Source organism: Fibrobacter sp. UWB15, from assembly GCF_900177705.1.
Lineage (GTDB): Bacteria > Fibrobacterota > Fibrobacteria > Fibrobacterales > Fibrobacteraceae > Fibrobacter.
Genome location: NZ_FXBA01000003.1, coordinates 185,610 through 199,215 on the forward strand (window position 1 = coordinate 185,610; position 13,606 = coordinate 199,215).

The window sequence follows — 13,606 nt, forward strand, 5'->3', positions numbered from 1 at the left end:
TTGAGTGTTTCTTTTTGACAAAAAATATTTTTTGAAAAAAGCGAAAAAATCTATCCACAATTTGGGAGAATTACCTATCTTTTAGGCCATGGGACACATTTTCTTCATCGCTCCGTCCTCCCCCGGTAGCTTAGACCGCCTCAGTCAATGGACTTTCCGTTGGCTTTTGGAGCACGGCGATTTGGCAGAAGATTCCACCATGTACACTTGCAATTCGATCGAAGATGCAACGAACCTTCTGGAATCGGCCCTGATTATCGGACAGTCCCCCGCACTTATCATTCTCGACCACGCAGATCGCCCGCACGAACAGAACCTCAAGTTCAGCAAGCTCTTGCACGACGGCATTCCTGAATCGTGGATTGTGGAACTGGTGCCCGACAATATGCCGCTCCCCCAGTGCGACGAAAATTATTACTGGGTCCGCAAACCCGTGAGTGAAGACGAATGGTACAGCACTCTCGAACAGGTGTTGCTCAAGAGCGGATCGCCCCAATGGGCTAATAACTAACTTCTATATTTCCGCGCATGATCAAAGGCGTAAGTTATTTTGGCGTGCGTTCGCCTAAGCATGTTCTTGCCGATATGCAAGACATCAAGGCAGCGGGTTTTAACGCGGTGCTCCACACCTGGAGCGAAGAAGACCAGCAATACTACTACGGCACCATGAAGGATATCGTGGACCATTCTGCAGACTTAGGTCTGACGGTCTACGTGAACCCGTGGGGTGTGGGCCGCGTGTTTGGCGGCGAGGCGTATTCGGAACTCACCGCACGCAATCACGACCTGTGCCAGGTAGCGCTCGATGGCAAGCCCAAGGTGGCCGCCTGCCCGAACCATCCGGAGTTCCGCGCCTACATGCACAAGTGGATTGAATCCGTTTGCGCGACGAAGGTCGACACGATTTTCTGGGATGAACCGCATTTTTATTTCGAGAAGGGCGGGCTTAGCAACTGGAGCTGCCGCTGTGAAAAGTGTCGCGAGCTGTTCCGCGCACGCTTCGGGTTCGAGATGCCCGCAGAACTTACCGACGACGTGAAAAAATTCCGCGAGGATTCGCTTATTGACTTTCTGAAGGAAATGACTGAGGACGTGCACGCCCGCGGGAAGCGCAACTGCGTGTGCATGCTGCCGCCCTGGTTCCCCGCGGGGCTCGACGACTGGGGCCGCGTAGCTAAGTTGGAAAGCGTAGACGAAGTCGCATCTGACCCGTACTGGGAACGAGGCGCCACCGAGGAATGGGTCCGCGAAAAATACGCCGAGACAGCTCGCAAGCTGACCGAAGTCGCCGCCAAGTACGGCAAGGCCGTGCAGATGTGGATCAAGGCATACCAGATTGAAGCGGGCCGCGAAAACGACCTCGCCATCGCAGTTTCCGAGAGTCGCGCCGCAGGTATCGACAACATTTTCGCCTGGAGCTACCGCGGCACAGAAACGCTCAGCTGGCTAAAAAGCGACAACCCGGACGAAGTCGCCCGGGTATTCAGGAAATCGCTCAGTCTCTAACGGAACGCGCGAACGCTAATTACTTCATCACGCGTATCGTCGCGGAACCCGCGCGGGATTTTGCGATGAACGTGCCGCCGCTTTTCACGAGGTTTTTCGCTCTGGCGCGGAGTTCCAGCATTCCTGAGGCTCGTACCTTTCCCAGATAATTGCCGTTCATGTCGAAGATGCGGTAGCTTTCGGTTCCGGCCGCATGCGATAGCGCGGGTTTGACAAAGGCCGTGCATTCATCAACGCAAACGACTTCATCCTCTCCGAACACAAAGTAATCCACGTCCATCCAGGAACCGGTTACCATAAAGCGCAATATGTGTTCGCCCGCAGGGAGGTTCACCGTCGCCCGCACCTTGTTGTAGTCGTCGTAGTTGTCCTCGCCTTCGTTTTTCGGGACAGCGATTACGTCCGTGATGTTCTTGCCGTCAAGCGACATCTGGAAGCTCGAAGTCTCGTTTGCGGATGCGACCGACGCGTAGAAGGAATATTCGCCCGCTTCCTTCACGTTCACGGTGTATTCGAGCCATTCGCCTTCCTGGTTGTAGCCCACGATGTAGCCCGTCGCCTTCTTGTAAATGTCGACGCCCGTACCTTCGCGGTAATTGCTACCGCCATGGTCTTCGGAATCGTTTTCCTTGTAGGAGTCATTGCCCGAGCCGACACCCGGAATGTCGAAGTCTTCCGCCTCGATCTTGCCCGGAATTTCAAACGGTTTATCCTTGAACGGCTTCTGCGGAACAGGTTCCACGGGTTTACGGTTCACCGCCTTGAGCATCTGCTCCGCATAGCGCTTGCCGAACGTCACGTAGGCATCATGGTTGAAATGGAAACGATCCACGCCGTTGCCGCCCAGGCCCTCGGACGACGCGTAGTAGGTATTATCCATCGTGTTCGGGAGTTTCGACACGCGGTCGGAATAGCAGCAGCCTTCGCGCAAAAGCTCGCCCGCCACGAACGGCACCGTGTCGGAACTCATGTCGAGCGCCTTGAGGATATCGTCGCGGGTTTTCTTCACGATTTTCGGCCAGTCCGGGTAGCCGCCGTCGGTTTCGCCCTGGTGGAAGATGAACCCCTTGATGACGCCCACCTGTTGCGCCTTCTTCGCGATATCGATAATTGTCTTGGTGACGTTGCCGTCGCTCGCGTATTCCTTCGCGTAGTTCTGGAGCCAGCTTTCGGCGCCCGCGAGGTAACTTGCATACTGATCTTGATCAAAGAGCTTGATGCTAGCGCCACCCACCGCAACCGGGATAATCCCGATGGTCACGTCCGGCATGCTGTCAGCCATCGTACGGCCGAACCAGTCGGCAATGGAAATCGTGTTGCCGCAGTTGAAGAGCGATGGCACCGCCGGGTAGACCTCGCCCAACGTGTTGCGGCCCTTGCCCGAGCACTTTTGCGTCGCAAAAATCTTGAAACGCGGATTTTCGGCCTTGTCGGCACTTTGGGCATCGGCAGTGCCGCCCATATTGGACTGGCCATAAGCGATGTAAATGTGGAAATTCGGATCCGGAGCGGCATTCGCCTGAATTGCACCGAATGACATTAAGCCCGCAGCAAAACATGCTGCCGGCACGAAACCTGAGAATTTATTTAAAAATCTCATGACAACCCTTCTTTTTCAAACATCCTTCTTAAAGATATCTTGAAAAAAGCACAAAAGGCGCCCCCAGCGCCCTTATTCTATAGACAGATTGTCAATGAAGACAAAACAAAAAACCCCGTCGCTTGGACGAGGCTTTTAATGTCGTTTTTTATAAAAGATTACTTAGCTCTTTCGAGGTAAGAACCGTCGCGGGTGTCCACGCGGATCTTGGTGTTGTTCTCGATGAAGAGCGGAATCATCACCTTGGCACCGGTTTCGACGGTGCATTCACGCATCACGTTACCGCTGGTGTTGCCCTGGACTGCCGGAGGAGCGTCGATGATCATGAGGTCAACGAAGGTAGGCGGAATCACTTCGATCGGAAGCGTAGCGCCGGACTTCGGGTCCTTCCACCAAGTGACTTCGACAGTAGCGCCATCGAGGAGCCAAACTTCGCAGCCATTGAGAGCTTCCTTGGAGATTTCTTCAGTTTCCTGAGTTTCGTTGTTCAAGAAATACCAAGTAGAACCGTCATTGTAAAGGTAGGTCATTTCGGTGAAGGTCACGTCGGCTTCTTCAACCGTATCGCCACTCTTCCAAGTGCGTTCGAGGGTGCGGCCGGTCACCAAGTTCTTGATGCGAACGCGGTTAAAGGCCTGGCCCTTACCCGGCTTCACGAACTGGTTTTCGATGATTTCGTACGGCTGACCATCAACCATGATTTTAAGTTTCTTGCGGAATTCGTTGGTGCTTACAGTACCCATATTATCCTCTTGTTGATTTTGATTCTAAATTTAGCAATATAATGGAAAGCCCCGTTACCGTTTTTACGCAAATCCCTGACTTTTTGGACTATTTGGGATCCGATTTGGCGACAGTCATTGCCAAAACGACCGCACTTGCCGACCTTGACCTGAACCCGAAGTTTCCGTTCCTTTGTTCTAGGCATTACGCCGACCTAATCAAGAAGGCGAGCGACCCAGCCGCCCTGTTGCGCGAAATTTTGCCCACCAAGGACGAACTCAAGAAGGTTGAAGGCTTTGTAGACGATCCCGTGGGCGATTTACCGGCCGGAAAATCCGACTGTGTAATCCAGAAATACGACCAACGAGCCCTGATTGTCTCGACCGCCACCTGCGGTGCCCGTTGCCGTTTCTGTTTCCGCAAGAACTACCCTTTCCAAAACACACCCGACGTTGCACGCCAGGTGAGCCACTGGCTCGACACCCATACCGACGTCTGGGAAGTGATTCTTTCGGGCGGCGACCCGCTGACCCTTGGTCCCGGCGCCTTCCGCGAACTGATTGAAGCGATCGCGATGCACCCCTCGGTCACCACGCTCAGAATCCACACGAGACTCCCCGTGATGCGCCCGGACCTGGTGATGCAGCATTTTGAACTGCTGCGCGAACTGCCTGCCAGGTTTAGCTGCGTGCTGGTGTCGCATGTAGACCACGCCGACGAACTCGACGAGGAATCGGCAACCGTGTTTGCACAACTGCGCTTTAGCGGTTGGACGCTTCTGAACCAGAGCGTACTCCTGCGGGGAATCAGCGATGAAGCCATCAAGCTCACCGCCTTGTGCCGCAAACTTTTCGAGCAGGGAGTGCTCCCCTACTACCTGCACCAGCTGGACCACGCAAACGGGGTCGCCCACTTCGAAGTAGCTGATGACGAAGCCCGCGAACTGATTGCAGAAATCCGCACCAAGCTGCCCGGCTATCTGGTGCCGAAACTTGTACGAGAAATCGCCGGCGAGAAAAGCAAGACTCCGATTTAGAATAAGGTCTTGAGACCAAAGCCGATGATGCCGTCAAGGTAATTCTCGCCGTTGCGTAGCGCGTAATACAGGTTCACGCTCCAGTTGCCGCGGTACTGCGTAAAGGCCACACCGTAATCATGTTCGCGCTTCCAGCCATGTTCCGGCGCAAATGCGCGGTAAAGTCCCGGCTGGTAGAAAGCCTCGATGCTCAAGTCGTAGCCATCTTGCCATAGAATCGCGAATTCGGAATACCCGTAGGCGCGGCTCCGCATAAAGCGTACGTCCATGCCCTTGAAGCTATCCATGCCGCCCAGCGCGAAATAATCGAAGCGGTCCAAGTCCGCATCGGTCGGGAATATTCCACCGGCAGCCCCGCTGAAGCGCGTTATCCAGTTGCCATAAAGCGGCAAGTACCGCGAGAATTTGGCTGACGCCTTCAAGTAATTGTCCAAGGAATCCGGGCGGTCCATATTCCAAACAATCGAGCCGTTGAATCGCGTACCCGAGCGCGGCAATACAAATCGGTCAAGCGACACATAAGAGAGTTCAAAGGTCGATGTTTTTCGGTTGTTACCGATGCCGAGGAACACGCCCAAGGTAAAGTCAAAACCGATGTCGCGAGAAATTCCGATTTCGCCGTAGGCATCGCGTTCCGAAGAATCCTCGTCGAAGTAGCCGCGGGCAATCACATTCCATTCGGTACCGAAAATCCAAGGTTCCTTGTACGAACCTTCTAGCCTGCGGACCTCGTCTCCCGTATACCCTTCGATTTGCAAGTCACGGGCGGTTCCGAGAATGTTGTAGAGAGCCACATTCACGTTGCCTTCCCACACATCGGTTTCGCTGGAATAAGTCAAAAGCGCGTACGCCTCGGAAACGGCAGCCGCCTGCATGTGGTACACAGGAATAATGCGGTTGCGCACCGGGTCACGAAACATCTGTGCCGGAGCCGTGCGGTTATAGTAGCCAAGGCGCGCCAACTTCATGTCAGAACGTTCCAAATCCAGTGGCGATACAAGGTCTCCAGCAACAATTCCCGTCTGTTTGCGGAACACCTCGGTTTTATTTCCCGAAGAATCCAAATTTTCAGGATTCGCCCACACCCAAGCTGCGCCACGTTTCATCTCAATCGTCAACATTCCTGTCGAATCCACGTCACCCCTCATTTGGGTTGCCAAGAATCCACGATTCTCGTAATAACGCACGATGCGGTCTCGCGTAATCGGCCAACTTTCGCAAGATTTACCCACCAGCGTCTGCACTTGGGATTCTTCGTACGATTCGTGCTTGCCCACCCAAACAATTGAAGTAATCCGACAAGAATCTGCAAAAGCAGACACAGCAAGGAACAATGCTACAACTAAGAATAATGAATAATGAACAATGAACTTTTTTTCATTATTCATTTTTAATTTTTCATTCCACATTTCACATTTCACATCACACATCAGAAGTACGCCCTCGCTTCGGTACTAAGCTTCTGGAAGATATTCTCTTCGGCGTCGCCAAACCGCAAAATGTAACTGCAACCCATCGACAAAAAGTCATTCAAATCGACCGAGAGCGAAAATTCAAAACGATACGTACGGCCATCGCTATAGCCATTCATCACCTGATATGGAATAATATCGCCGTCGCTATCCACCTGCACCACCGAGAAATTGGCATAGGAATTCACCTTTTTTTGCCTATTATAACCAACACGGAGCGCCCCTTCCCAAAGATTCGCCTCGAACTCGCCCTCTTCGCGACCGGAGCCATCGGCCCCTTCGCCTATACGATAACGTCCCAGAGGCTGTACATAAAAACCTTGCAAAAAATCGAAGCGATAACGGAGCGTTCCATCATAAATATCCCAATTCCATTCCTGCATGGCCGAAAGTTCGTTTTCTTGAATCAGGAGCGTGCCGCCCACAAAATGATCCAAATTAATGCGGTAACCCGCTTCGAATTCATGCGAGTAAGAGGTCTCGTAATACGAAATCGAAGAAAGTTTTTTATCGAATGTGGCACCCGGCTTATACGCAAGCGATACACCCGAAGGATGTTGCCAATCGACCAAGCCCTCGACTGCCATGCGACCCGAGGTCATACGGTGCAGTTGCGAAGTCGTGACCGGTGGAAAGTATATTTTTTTACCCGTGGTATCACTTCCTTCACCCTCATACGATCCGCCCAAGGTCACATCGCGCAAGAATCCGTCGCGCACGCCAAAGACAAGCCCCGGATTAAAGCGGATTTCAATATTGAAAGTGGCATCAGACGAAAGCACCGCCCCCACGGAATCGTTACGGCCCATGCCCTCGTACACAAAATCACCGTTATCCACACCTTCGATGTAACTCGATGTCAAGCTGTCATAGCGCACATCGCCCGTTCCTGGCGCCACCGCCTTATAAACGGCCGTATAAATTTGCTCTTCCGTAAGTCCTAATTGATACGAAACATTTCCTTGCCAGCCCAGATCTTCGCCGCCAAAACGGGAATTCAAATTGGCAAGCCAACTATTTTCACTCTCCGAAGAATCCGTACGCATACGTTCGTACTGCAATAAATGTGACAGTGTAAAGTAGCGGCTATTGTAATTCGCCTCTTGCACCCAAGTAGATGCCCTCAAAGAATCCGCCCATTCGTCGCCATAGGTATCGCCCCGACGCTTGGCCATTCGCCCGCCCACACTTTCACGAATCTCGCCGCGGTCAAAATAAATCCCTAATCCACTCGAAGACTTGCCGTAAACCACCTCGTCTTCTATTCCATCCAAATTGATTTTCGTAAAACGCAAGTCGCCACTGCCAAACGGACGAACCATTCCCTGCAAGAATTCGGCATTCGCCGTTCCCTGATAGCGTTCCATTTCGCGTTCTTGCAGGCTTGCCACGCGAATCAAGGCGAGTTCTCCCAAGGCATTCCGGTTGCGGTGCTGCACGCCCAACTGCACACGCGAAGAATTCCAGTCTTCGTCGGCATTGCGGCGGTAGCCCCACTGTGCAGACCCGAACCAGTCTTTTGCAAAACGCGCACGCATCATGAATTCATCGTGTAGCAAGTCGTCGTTCAAAAATACAGAATCGCTATACGCCAAATCCCAGCTATCTCGCAGGTCGTAAAGGTTCCAATCTAAATCAGAGCCCGGATATTTCAGGATATCAAAGCCTTGCTGCACACGGTTTCCATACACAGACATCGCCAAGGGGAAATGCGTCAAATCTCGGGTAGAATCCGTCGTCACGAACCAGCGGAAAGCCTTGCCTTCACTGCCATCGACATGGTTCGACACCATATTTGTGTCCGCACGGTTAAAAGACATTTCAAAATCGGCATAAAGTTGCTGATTATACTGCGTACGGATACGGGCATTCACACGCTCCGTACGGTCGGGTCTGTGCAGCGGCGGCAAAGTATCATCACGAACAAATTCATCACCGCGGTCCGCCTTAAGCAAGGCGTAGTCTTCATCGGTCCACACGCCGCGTTTTAAGCGGTCTACATCGTTTTCGAGCCTAAAGCCCGAAACATCCAAGTACAAGTTCGGGTGTCTGTAGCTGGCAGCAGCGCCTTTAAGCATATAAATGTTATCGTTTTCGTAGGCGTCATATTCCACGCGGATTTCGTCATCGAAACTCGGCAACACCGCCCCTTTAAAATCCAGCATACCACCGGCGTAGTTCACCAAATAATCACGGCCCCGCGTGAGGCGCACCCCATTCAGCCACACCGTTTCGGACTGCGGAACCACCGCAATAAAGCTGCCGAAACCGTCAAGCGAATAGCCCAGTTGCTGACCGCTCACGCCATTAAATGTCCGCATATAATGCTGCACCTCGTCGGTTCCAACCACGCCGCGAACTTGTGCATAACCGCCACCGAAATCACCTCGAACACCGCCCATAGCACCAAGAGAGGCTCGGGATATCCCTGTGAACCCCATTGAAGAATCTACCCACGTCAAGTCGCCCAAATGCAAAAAATAATGTGGCGATTCGACCCGAAAATATATCTGGTCCACCTCGCGCAAAGTCGCCGTCGTCTGATCGCCCGCACGGCGCCCCACGTCAGAAAGCAAAGCGTCAATGTACACGCTATCCGTAAGGCGCCCCATAATAGAAAGGCGCAGTTCCTGATCCACCTGGGTTCCGCCATCGCCTACGGTAACCTGTACCGTCTTGTAGCCGTGGGTTTCAAGGGAATCTTTTCGAGCCGCCGTATCCGCATTTTGAACAAAGGAATCACCCCGTGCCAAAATCGAAGGATCCCACACCGGCAAGGAATCAATATCCAAGCCGAAAGCGCATACCGCTAGCAACAAAAGTCCCAACCAGAATCGCCGGGACATTCCAACTACCTTTCGTTAGATTCTACGATAAACTGGCGAGTCGAAAGCAATTTGCGTCCAGCCACCAAGTCCACGCTCCATTCCCCCGGCTTCAAAAGATTAGGGACAATGGTCGTGAGGCAAACGTCCTGCGTCATATCGCAGGCCAGTTTTTGCACTGTGTCGGCACCGTTGAACCAAATATGCATCAAGGTGTCGTCGCCCAATTGCAACGCCGAGGAAACCGTGGAGTAATAGTACAGACGCATGCCCTCTTCGAACACGCTATCGACACCAAACGGAGACCCGTTCACAATATGGCTGCAGACCACGCTTTGCGCCATCGAAAGTTCCGTATCGGCAGAATTCCAAATGGTTTCGGCGCCATGCATGGCAACCACAATTCGGTGGATCAAAAATCCAAGAAAGACCACCATAACGACGATCGTTGTTTTCCGCAAATTGCGAAGCGGAGGTAACTTTGTCACAAGGCGGTCCTAAATGAATGGTTTAACGAACCAGGCTGCTAGTATTCTGCGTAAAGGCAGGAACAGCATCAACTAGTTTTTCGACTAGCAGGCGATTGAAATCTTCAATGCGGTTCGGAAGCTTGGAACCCGGAAAAATCTGCACCAACAAGAGCGCCTGGTCTACAGGAGCAATGTAGATGGAACGGGATTCGCCACTAAAAGAAACTGCTTGGAAGTTTTCGCCACCGAGCATCATGCCCACCTGACGGGCGGAGTCGAAAGACGCCGTGCTGAGCACTGCAAGCGGAGTTGCATCTATACCCAAAGAGCCAACTTCAGCAATAATCGATCCATCACGATGGCAAAGAACAATATATTCAGCCTTGACGCTAGCCTGGTAGGCAGTCATGAGTCGCTGGACTTTGGCGGCATCATCAGAATAAATGGTAAAATCGCTCATTATGCACCTTCGTTAAATTACTTCTTCTTAGGTACGTACGGACGCAATTCAATTTCGTCATCGTTATCGGCAGCAGGCTTAGCGACATCGCGACCGAAGGTCGGCATACGAGGAACCGCAGTAGCGGCACGCGGGCGACCAAACGGCGAGGACGTCGCTCCCTTTTGGAACAGACCGGCGCCGGCAGTCGAAGGCTGGGCAGGAGCCGCTGAAGGCGGTTTTGCCGCAAACGAAGGCATACGGAACGGGGAGCCCGGCTGGGCAGGAGCGGCGGGCTGGGCAGCAGGCTGGGCCGGAGCGGCCGGTTGAGAAGCCTTGACCGAAACACCTTCCTTGGTGAGCGACACATCGTGTACGCCGGTATTACCGACATTGGCTGCTGCCTGACGGAGGAATCCCTGCTTCACATTAAACTTTTCAATCACGAGCATCGCAATGGTCTTGAGCGTCGTCACGACACCCTTACCGTTGTGGGCCGTGGCCGGGAAGAAAGGCACATTGCGCGGGTTGAGTTCGGCATTCAGTTCATCAAGGGTGAACACGTTGTCCATATCGCGCTTGTTGTACTGAAGCACAAATGGCATATCGTCCAGATCCATGCCGTAATCCTGCAGGTTCTGGCGCAGGTTTTGCAAGCTTTCCAAGTTTTCGGCCTGACGGGACCTCTGGGAGTCCGCCACAAAAACAATGCCGTCTACACCACGAAGCACAAGCTTACGGGTACTGTTATAATAGACCTGACCAGGAACAGTATAAAGCTGGAACCTTGTTTTGAACCCCTTGATATCCCCTAAATTCAGCGGCAAAAAGTCAAAAAAGAGCGTACGGTCACCTTCAGTCGCGAGGGACACCATATCGGTACGCTTGTCCTGGGGCATCTTCTGGTGGATCACCTGCAAATTGGTGGTCTTACCGCTAAGGCCCGGTCCATAGTAAACGACTTTACAACTAATTTCTCGTGTAGCAAAGTTTATCGAAGACATTACACATCCTTGATATATCTACCTCAAATCTAATAAAAAAATAATTTCGCAGACCACAAAATATGCTTTTTTAGCATTCTAATCGGGAATACCGGTCAAACAGGACCTTGGGGGCGATCCACGAAATGAACAACTCGCTGCGGGAAAGGAATTGTAATTTTTTCTTCAACAAAGCGTTTCTTGATTTCGGCAGTATATTTCCAACGCAAATTAAAATAGTCCTGAGTGCGGGTCCAAGCCCTAAAAGTCACATTCACGGCGCTGTCTTCGAGCCCAGAAACAAAGAACTGGGGTTCAGGTTTACGCATAAACAAGGGTTCGCCCGCCACAACGTCGCGCATGATGTCGAGAGCCTTTTCCGGGGAATCGCCGTAGTCAATTCCGACCGTAATTTCGAGCCTTCGGAGCGGATTCTTGCTAAAGTTCACGATCGGCTGCCCCCACAAGGAGGTATTCGGTGCTGAAACAGAAAGTCCATCCAAAGTACGGAGCGTCGTATTGAAAAGCCCGATTCCGATAATGTTTCCCTTGATATTGCCGCATTCAATATAGTCACCGGCCTTAAAGGGGCGAAGGAACAACAAAAGCAAGCCAGAGGCAATGTTTGCCAGGGCATCTTTCAAGGCAAGGCCCACCGCCAAGCTCGCCGCACCTACAAGAGCGACAATGCCTGCGGTATTCACGCCCAGCACATGCAGCACTAACAACAAAGTAACAATATAGATGCAATACGAAAATAGCGAATAGACCAGCGGTTTGGCCGAGGAATCGAGCCCACGGTTTTCGGCATGGTTAATGACATGCTTCAAGAAAATCAAAAGAAGGCGCGCCGCCACCAGGAGCAGCAACGCAATAAACAGGCGCTGAATCACGGAGTGGTCCAAGATTCCGCCAAAACGAGTTTCAAGAAAAAGCCTAAACGAATCCATTGTGGACAAATATAGAAAAATGAATATACACGAACAGCCGACACACACTGTGTATCGGCTTATTCAAATTCGCACTAAATCGACTTAACGATTAATTAGGCGAGACCGTTAATGACCTTAGCGGCCTTGGCCTTGTAGTTAGCGACGCGGTTAGCGCAGAAACCGGCACGACCCTTGGCAGCAGCCTTGTCGAGCATGCTGAACAGAGCCGGCATGGCCTTGAGGGCTTCTTCCTTAGAAGTTGCGCTACGGACAGCCTTGAGGGCGGTGCGGATAGCGGAACGGGTAGAACGGTTCATGGCATTGGCCTTTTCGGCCTGAAGCAGACGCTTTTTGCAAGATTTGTGTTGAGGCACCTTATTATCTCCGGGTGAAAACCTACTTAAAAATGTTGGTTCAAAGTTAGTAAATATTGGAAATTTTTCAAGGGGTGGGCAAAAATTTATATCTTTGGGCGCATGATTTCCTTTGTAAATTTAACTGCACAACGCGAAAAATATCGTTTTGAACTCGAAAAAGCCGAACGAGAGGTGTTGGACAGCGGTTGTTACATAGGAGGCCCCCAGGTACAGGCTCTCGAAAAGGAACTTTCGGAGTATCTGGGCGGAAAAATCCACACGATTACCTGCGCAAGCGGCACGGACGCCCTCACGATCGCCCTGATGGCCATGGATTTACGCCCTGGCGACGAGGTGATTGTCCCCGATTTTACCTTTATCGCCCCTGCCGAATGTATCGCCCTTCTCGGCAGCACCCCCCAATTTGCCGATATTGACCGGGAAACGCTGCAAATTGCCCCCGAAAGCGTCAAGAAACTGATTGGACCGCGCACCAAGGGCATTATTGCGGTGAACCTATTCGGCCAGTGCGCCCCGTTCAAGGAACTGCGCGAAATCGCCACCGAACACAAGCTCTGGATTATAGAGGACAGCGCCCAGGCATTCGGTGCCCGCACCAACCAGATGGCATGCACATTCGGAGATATTGCCATCACCAGTTTTTACCCGAGCAAGCCGCTCGGCTGTTACGGTGACGGCGGCGCCCTGTTTACCGAAAACGAAGAATTCGCCAAAAAAATCCGCATGATTGCAAACCACGGGAGCGCCGGGCGTTACCAGCATGAAATCATCGGCATGAACAGCCGACTTGACGCACTGCAAGCGGCGGTCCTTAGAGTCAAGCTTAGGCACCTGGACGAAGAACTTGCGGTCAGGCGCCAAAACGCAGCCAAGTACGACGCATTCTTCGCCGAATACAACCGCACCGCAGCTACCGGCGAAAAGATTGTTCCGCAAAAAATTGAAACCGGGTGCAAATGCACCTACGCCCAGTATACGGTTTTGGCCGAGAACCGCGAAAGCTTTATTGAGAAATTGAAGGCCGCAGAAATCCCTTACTGCATTCACTACCCCAGCGCCCTGCGAAATCAGCCTTGTTTTATGCAATTTTACCAAGAACCCCTGGGCGGCATCATTTGGATTCCAGAGGAACATCCCGACCCGAATTCAGTAAAGGTTTCAAAGCAAGCTATCAGCCTGCCCGTGTGCGCCTTCACCAATGTAGATGAAATTATCGAAAAGCTAAAGGCTCACCTGTAGCTTT

12 protein-coding genes and 1 pseudogene are annotated in these 13,606 nt (G+C 52.1%); 4 read left to right on the top strand and 9 right to left on the bottom strand.

The window, feature by feature from the left end:
- Window positions 1–88 precede the first annotated feature (88 nt).
- Window positions 89–511, top strand: a complete 423-nt coding sequence (locus B9Y58_RS07005; protein WP_072797422.1) for a hypothetical protein — start codon at window positions 89–91, stop codon at window positions 509–511.
- A gap of 17 nt (window positions 512–528) precedes the next feature.
- Window positions 529–1,506, top strand: coding sequence for a glycoside hydrolase family protein (locus tag B9Y58_RS07010; RefSeq protein ID WP_073054961.1), 978 nt, complete (start codon window positions 529–531; stop codon window positions 1,504–1,506).
- A gap of 19 nt (window positions 1,507–1,525) precedes the next feature.
- Here the strand turns inward: B9Y58_RS07010 and B9Y58_RS07015 are convergent, their stop codons facing one another.
- Both B9Y58_RS07015 and efp read right to left on the bottom strand, forming a co-directional pair.
- Window positions 1,526–3,106: a sialate O-acetylesterase gene (locus tag B9Y58_RS07015; protein ID WP_073054960.1), complete on the bottom strand. Its 1,581-nt coding sequence runs from the start codon at window positions 3,104–3,106 to the stop codon at window positions 1,526–1,528.
- A 158-nt stretch (window positions 3,107–3,264) separates the two neighbouring features.
- The gene (gene efp / locus B9Y58_RS07020) at window positions 3,265–3,849 is read right to left on the bottom strand and encodes an elongation factor P (RefSeq protein ID WP_073054959.1); all 585 of its coding nucleotides are present in this window, start codon (window positions 3,847–3,849) and stop codon (window positions 3,265–3,267) included.
- Window positions 3,850–3,890: 41 nt separating this feature from the next.
- Between efp and B9Y58_RS07025 the strand changes: the two genes are divergently transcribed.
- Window positions 3,891–4,865 carry a KamA family radical SAM protein gene (locus B9Y58_RS07025; protein WP_073054958.1) on the top strand — a complete coding sequence of 325 codons (975 nt, stop codon included), beginning with the start codon at window positions 3,891–3,893 and terminating at the stop codon, window positions 4,863–4,865.
- On the opposite strand, the gene B9Y58_RS07030 is transcribed toward B9Y58_RS07025, so the two are convergent.
- The 7 genes and pseudogenes from B9Y58_RS07030 to rpsT form a co-directional block, all read right to left on the bottom strand.
- Window positions 4,862–6,253, bottom strand: coding sequence for a BamA/TamA family outer membrane protein (locus B9Y58_RS07030; RefSeq protein WP_073054957.1), 1,392 nt, complete (start codon window positions 6,251–6,253; stop codon window positions 4,862–4,864). The two genes, B9Y58_RS07025 and B9Y58_RS07030, sit on opposite strands and share 4 nt — an antisense overlap.
- 41 nt (window positions 6,254–6,294) lie before the next feature.
- Window positions 6,295–9,183, bottom strand: a complete 2,889-nt coding sequence (locus tag B9Y58_RS07035; protein WP_073054956.1) for a hypothetical protein — start codon at window positions 9,181–9,183, stop codon at window positions 6,295–6,297.
- A 5-nt stretch (window positions 9,184–9,188) separates the two neighbouring features.
- A complete protein-coding gene (locus tag B9Y58_RS07040) occupies window positions 9,189–9,599 on the bottom strand; it encodes a hypothetical protein (protein ID WP_072797409.1) in 411 nt (136 codons plus the stop codon).
- A gap of 73 nt (window positions 9,600–9,672) precedes the next feature.
- Complete coding sequence (locus B9Y58_RS07045; RefSeq protein ID WP_073054955.1) at window positions 9,673–10,092, bottom strand: roadblock/LC7 domain-containing protein; 420 nt, start codon at window positions 10,090–10,092, stop codon at window positions 9,673–9,675.
- Between the two features lie 419 nt (window positions 10,093–10,511).
- A pseudogene (locus B9Y58_RS15140) lies at window positions 10,512–11,075 on the bottom strand (ATP/GTP-binding protein); the annotation flags it as partial.
- A 95-nt stretch (window positions 11,076–11,170) separates the two neighbouring features.
- Window positions 11,171–12,004: a mechanosensitive ion channel family protein gene (locus tag B9Y58_RS07055; protein ID WP_073054953.1), complete on the bottom strand. Its 834-nt coding sequence runs from the start codon at window positions 12,002–12,004 to the stop codon at window positions 11,171–11,173.
- 95 nt (window positions 12,005–12,099) lie between these two features.
- Window positions 12,100–12,360, bottom strand: coding sequence for a 30S ribosomal protein S20 (gene rpsT, locus B9Y58_RS07060; protein ID WP_073054952.1), 261 nt, complete (start codon window positions 12,358–12,360; stop codon window positions 12,100–12,102).
- Window positions 12,361–12,462: 102 nt separating this feature from the next.
- Between rpsT and B9Y58_RS07065 the strand changes: the two genes are divergently transcribed.
- Window positions 12,463–13,602: a DegT/DnrJ/EryC1/StrS family aminotransferase gene (locus tag B9Y58_RS07065; RefSeq protein ID WP_073054951.1), complete on the top strand. Its 1,140-nt coding sequence runs from the start codon at window positions 12,463–12,465 to the stop codon at window positions 13,600–13,602.
- Window positions 13,603–13,606: the final 4 nt, after the last annotated feature.

Bases quoted from the DNA above. Each gene is read 5' to 3' on its own strand.
- B9Y58_RS07065 (WP_073054951.1), top strand. From the start codon at position 12,463: ATGATTTCCTTTGTAAATTTAACTGCACAACGCGAAAAATATCGTTTT.
- B9Y58_RS07030 (WP_073054957.1), bottom strand. From the start codon at position 6,253: ATGAATAATGAAAAAAAGTTCATTGTTCATTATTCATTATTCTTAGTT.
- B9Y58_RS07055 (WP_073054953.1), bottom strand. From the start codon at position 12,004: ATGGATTCGTTTAGGCTTTTTCTTGAAACTCGTTTTGGCGGAATCTTG.
- B9Y58_RS07045 (WP_073054955.1), bottom strand. From the start codon at position 10,092: ATGAGCGATTTTACCATTTATTCTGATGATGCCGCCAAAGTCCAGCGA.
- efp (WP_073054959.1), bottom strand. From the start codon at position 3,849: ATGGGTACTGTAAGCACCAACGAATTCCGCAAGAAACTTAAAATCATG.
- B9Y58_RS07010 (WP_073054961.1), top strand. From the start codon at position 529: ATGATCAAAGGCGTAAGTTATTTTGGCGTGCGTTCGCCTAAGCATGTT.
- B9Y58_RS07025 (WP_073054958.1), top strand. From the start codon at position 3,891: ATGGAAAGCCCCGTTACCGTTTTTACGCAAATCCCTGACTTTTTGGAC.
- B9Y58_RS07015 (WP_073054960.1), bottom strand. From the start codon at position 3,106: ATGAGATTTTTAAATAAATTCTCAGGTTTCGTGCCGGCAGCATGTTTT.
- B9Y58_RS07005 (WP_072797422.1), top strand. From the start codon at position 89: ATGGGACACATTTTCTTCATCGCTCCGTCCTCCCCCGGTAGCTTAGAC.
- B9Y58_RS07035 (WP_073054956.1), bottom strand. From the start codon at position 9,183: ATGTCCCGGCGATTCTGGTTGGGACTTTTGTTGCTAGCGGTATGCGCT.
- B9Y58_RS07040 (WP_072797409.1), bottom strand. From the start codon at position 9,599: ATGGTGGTCTTTCTTGGATTTTTGATCCACCGAATTGTGGTTGCCATG.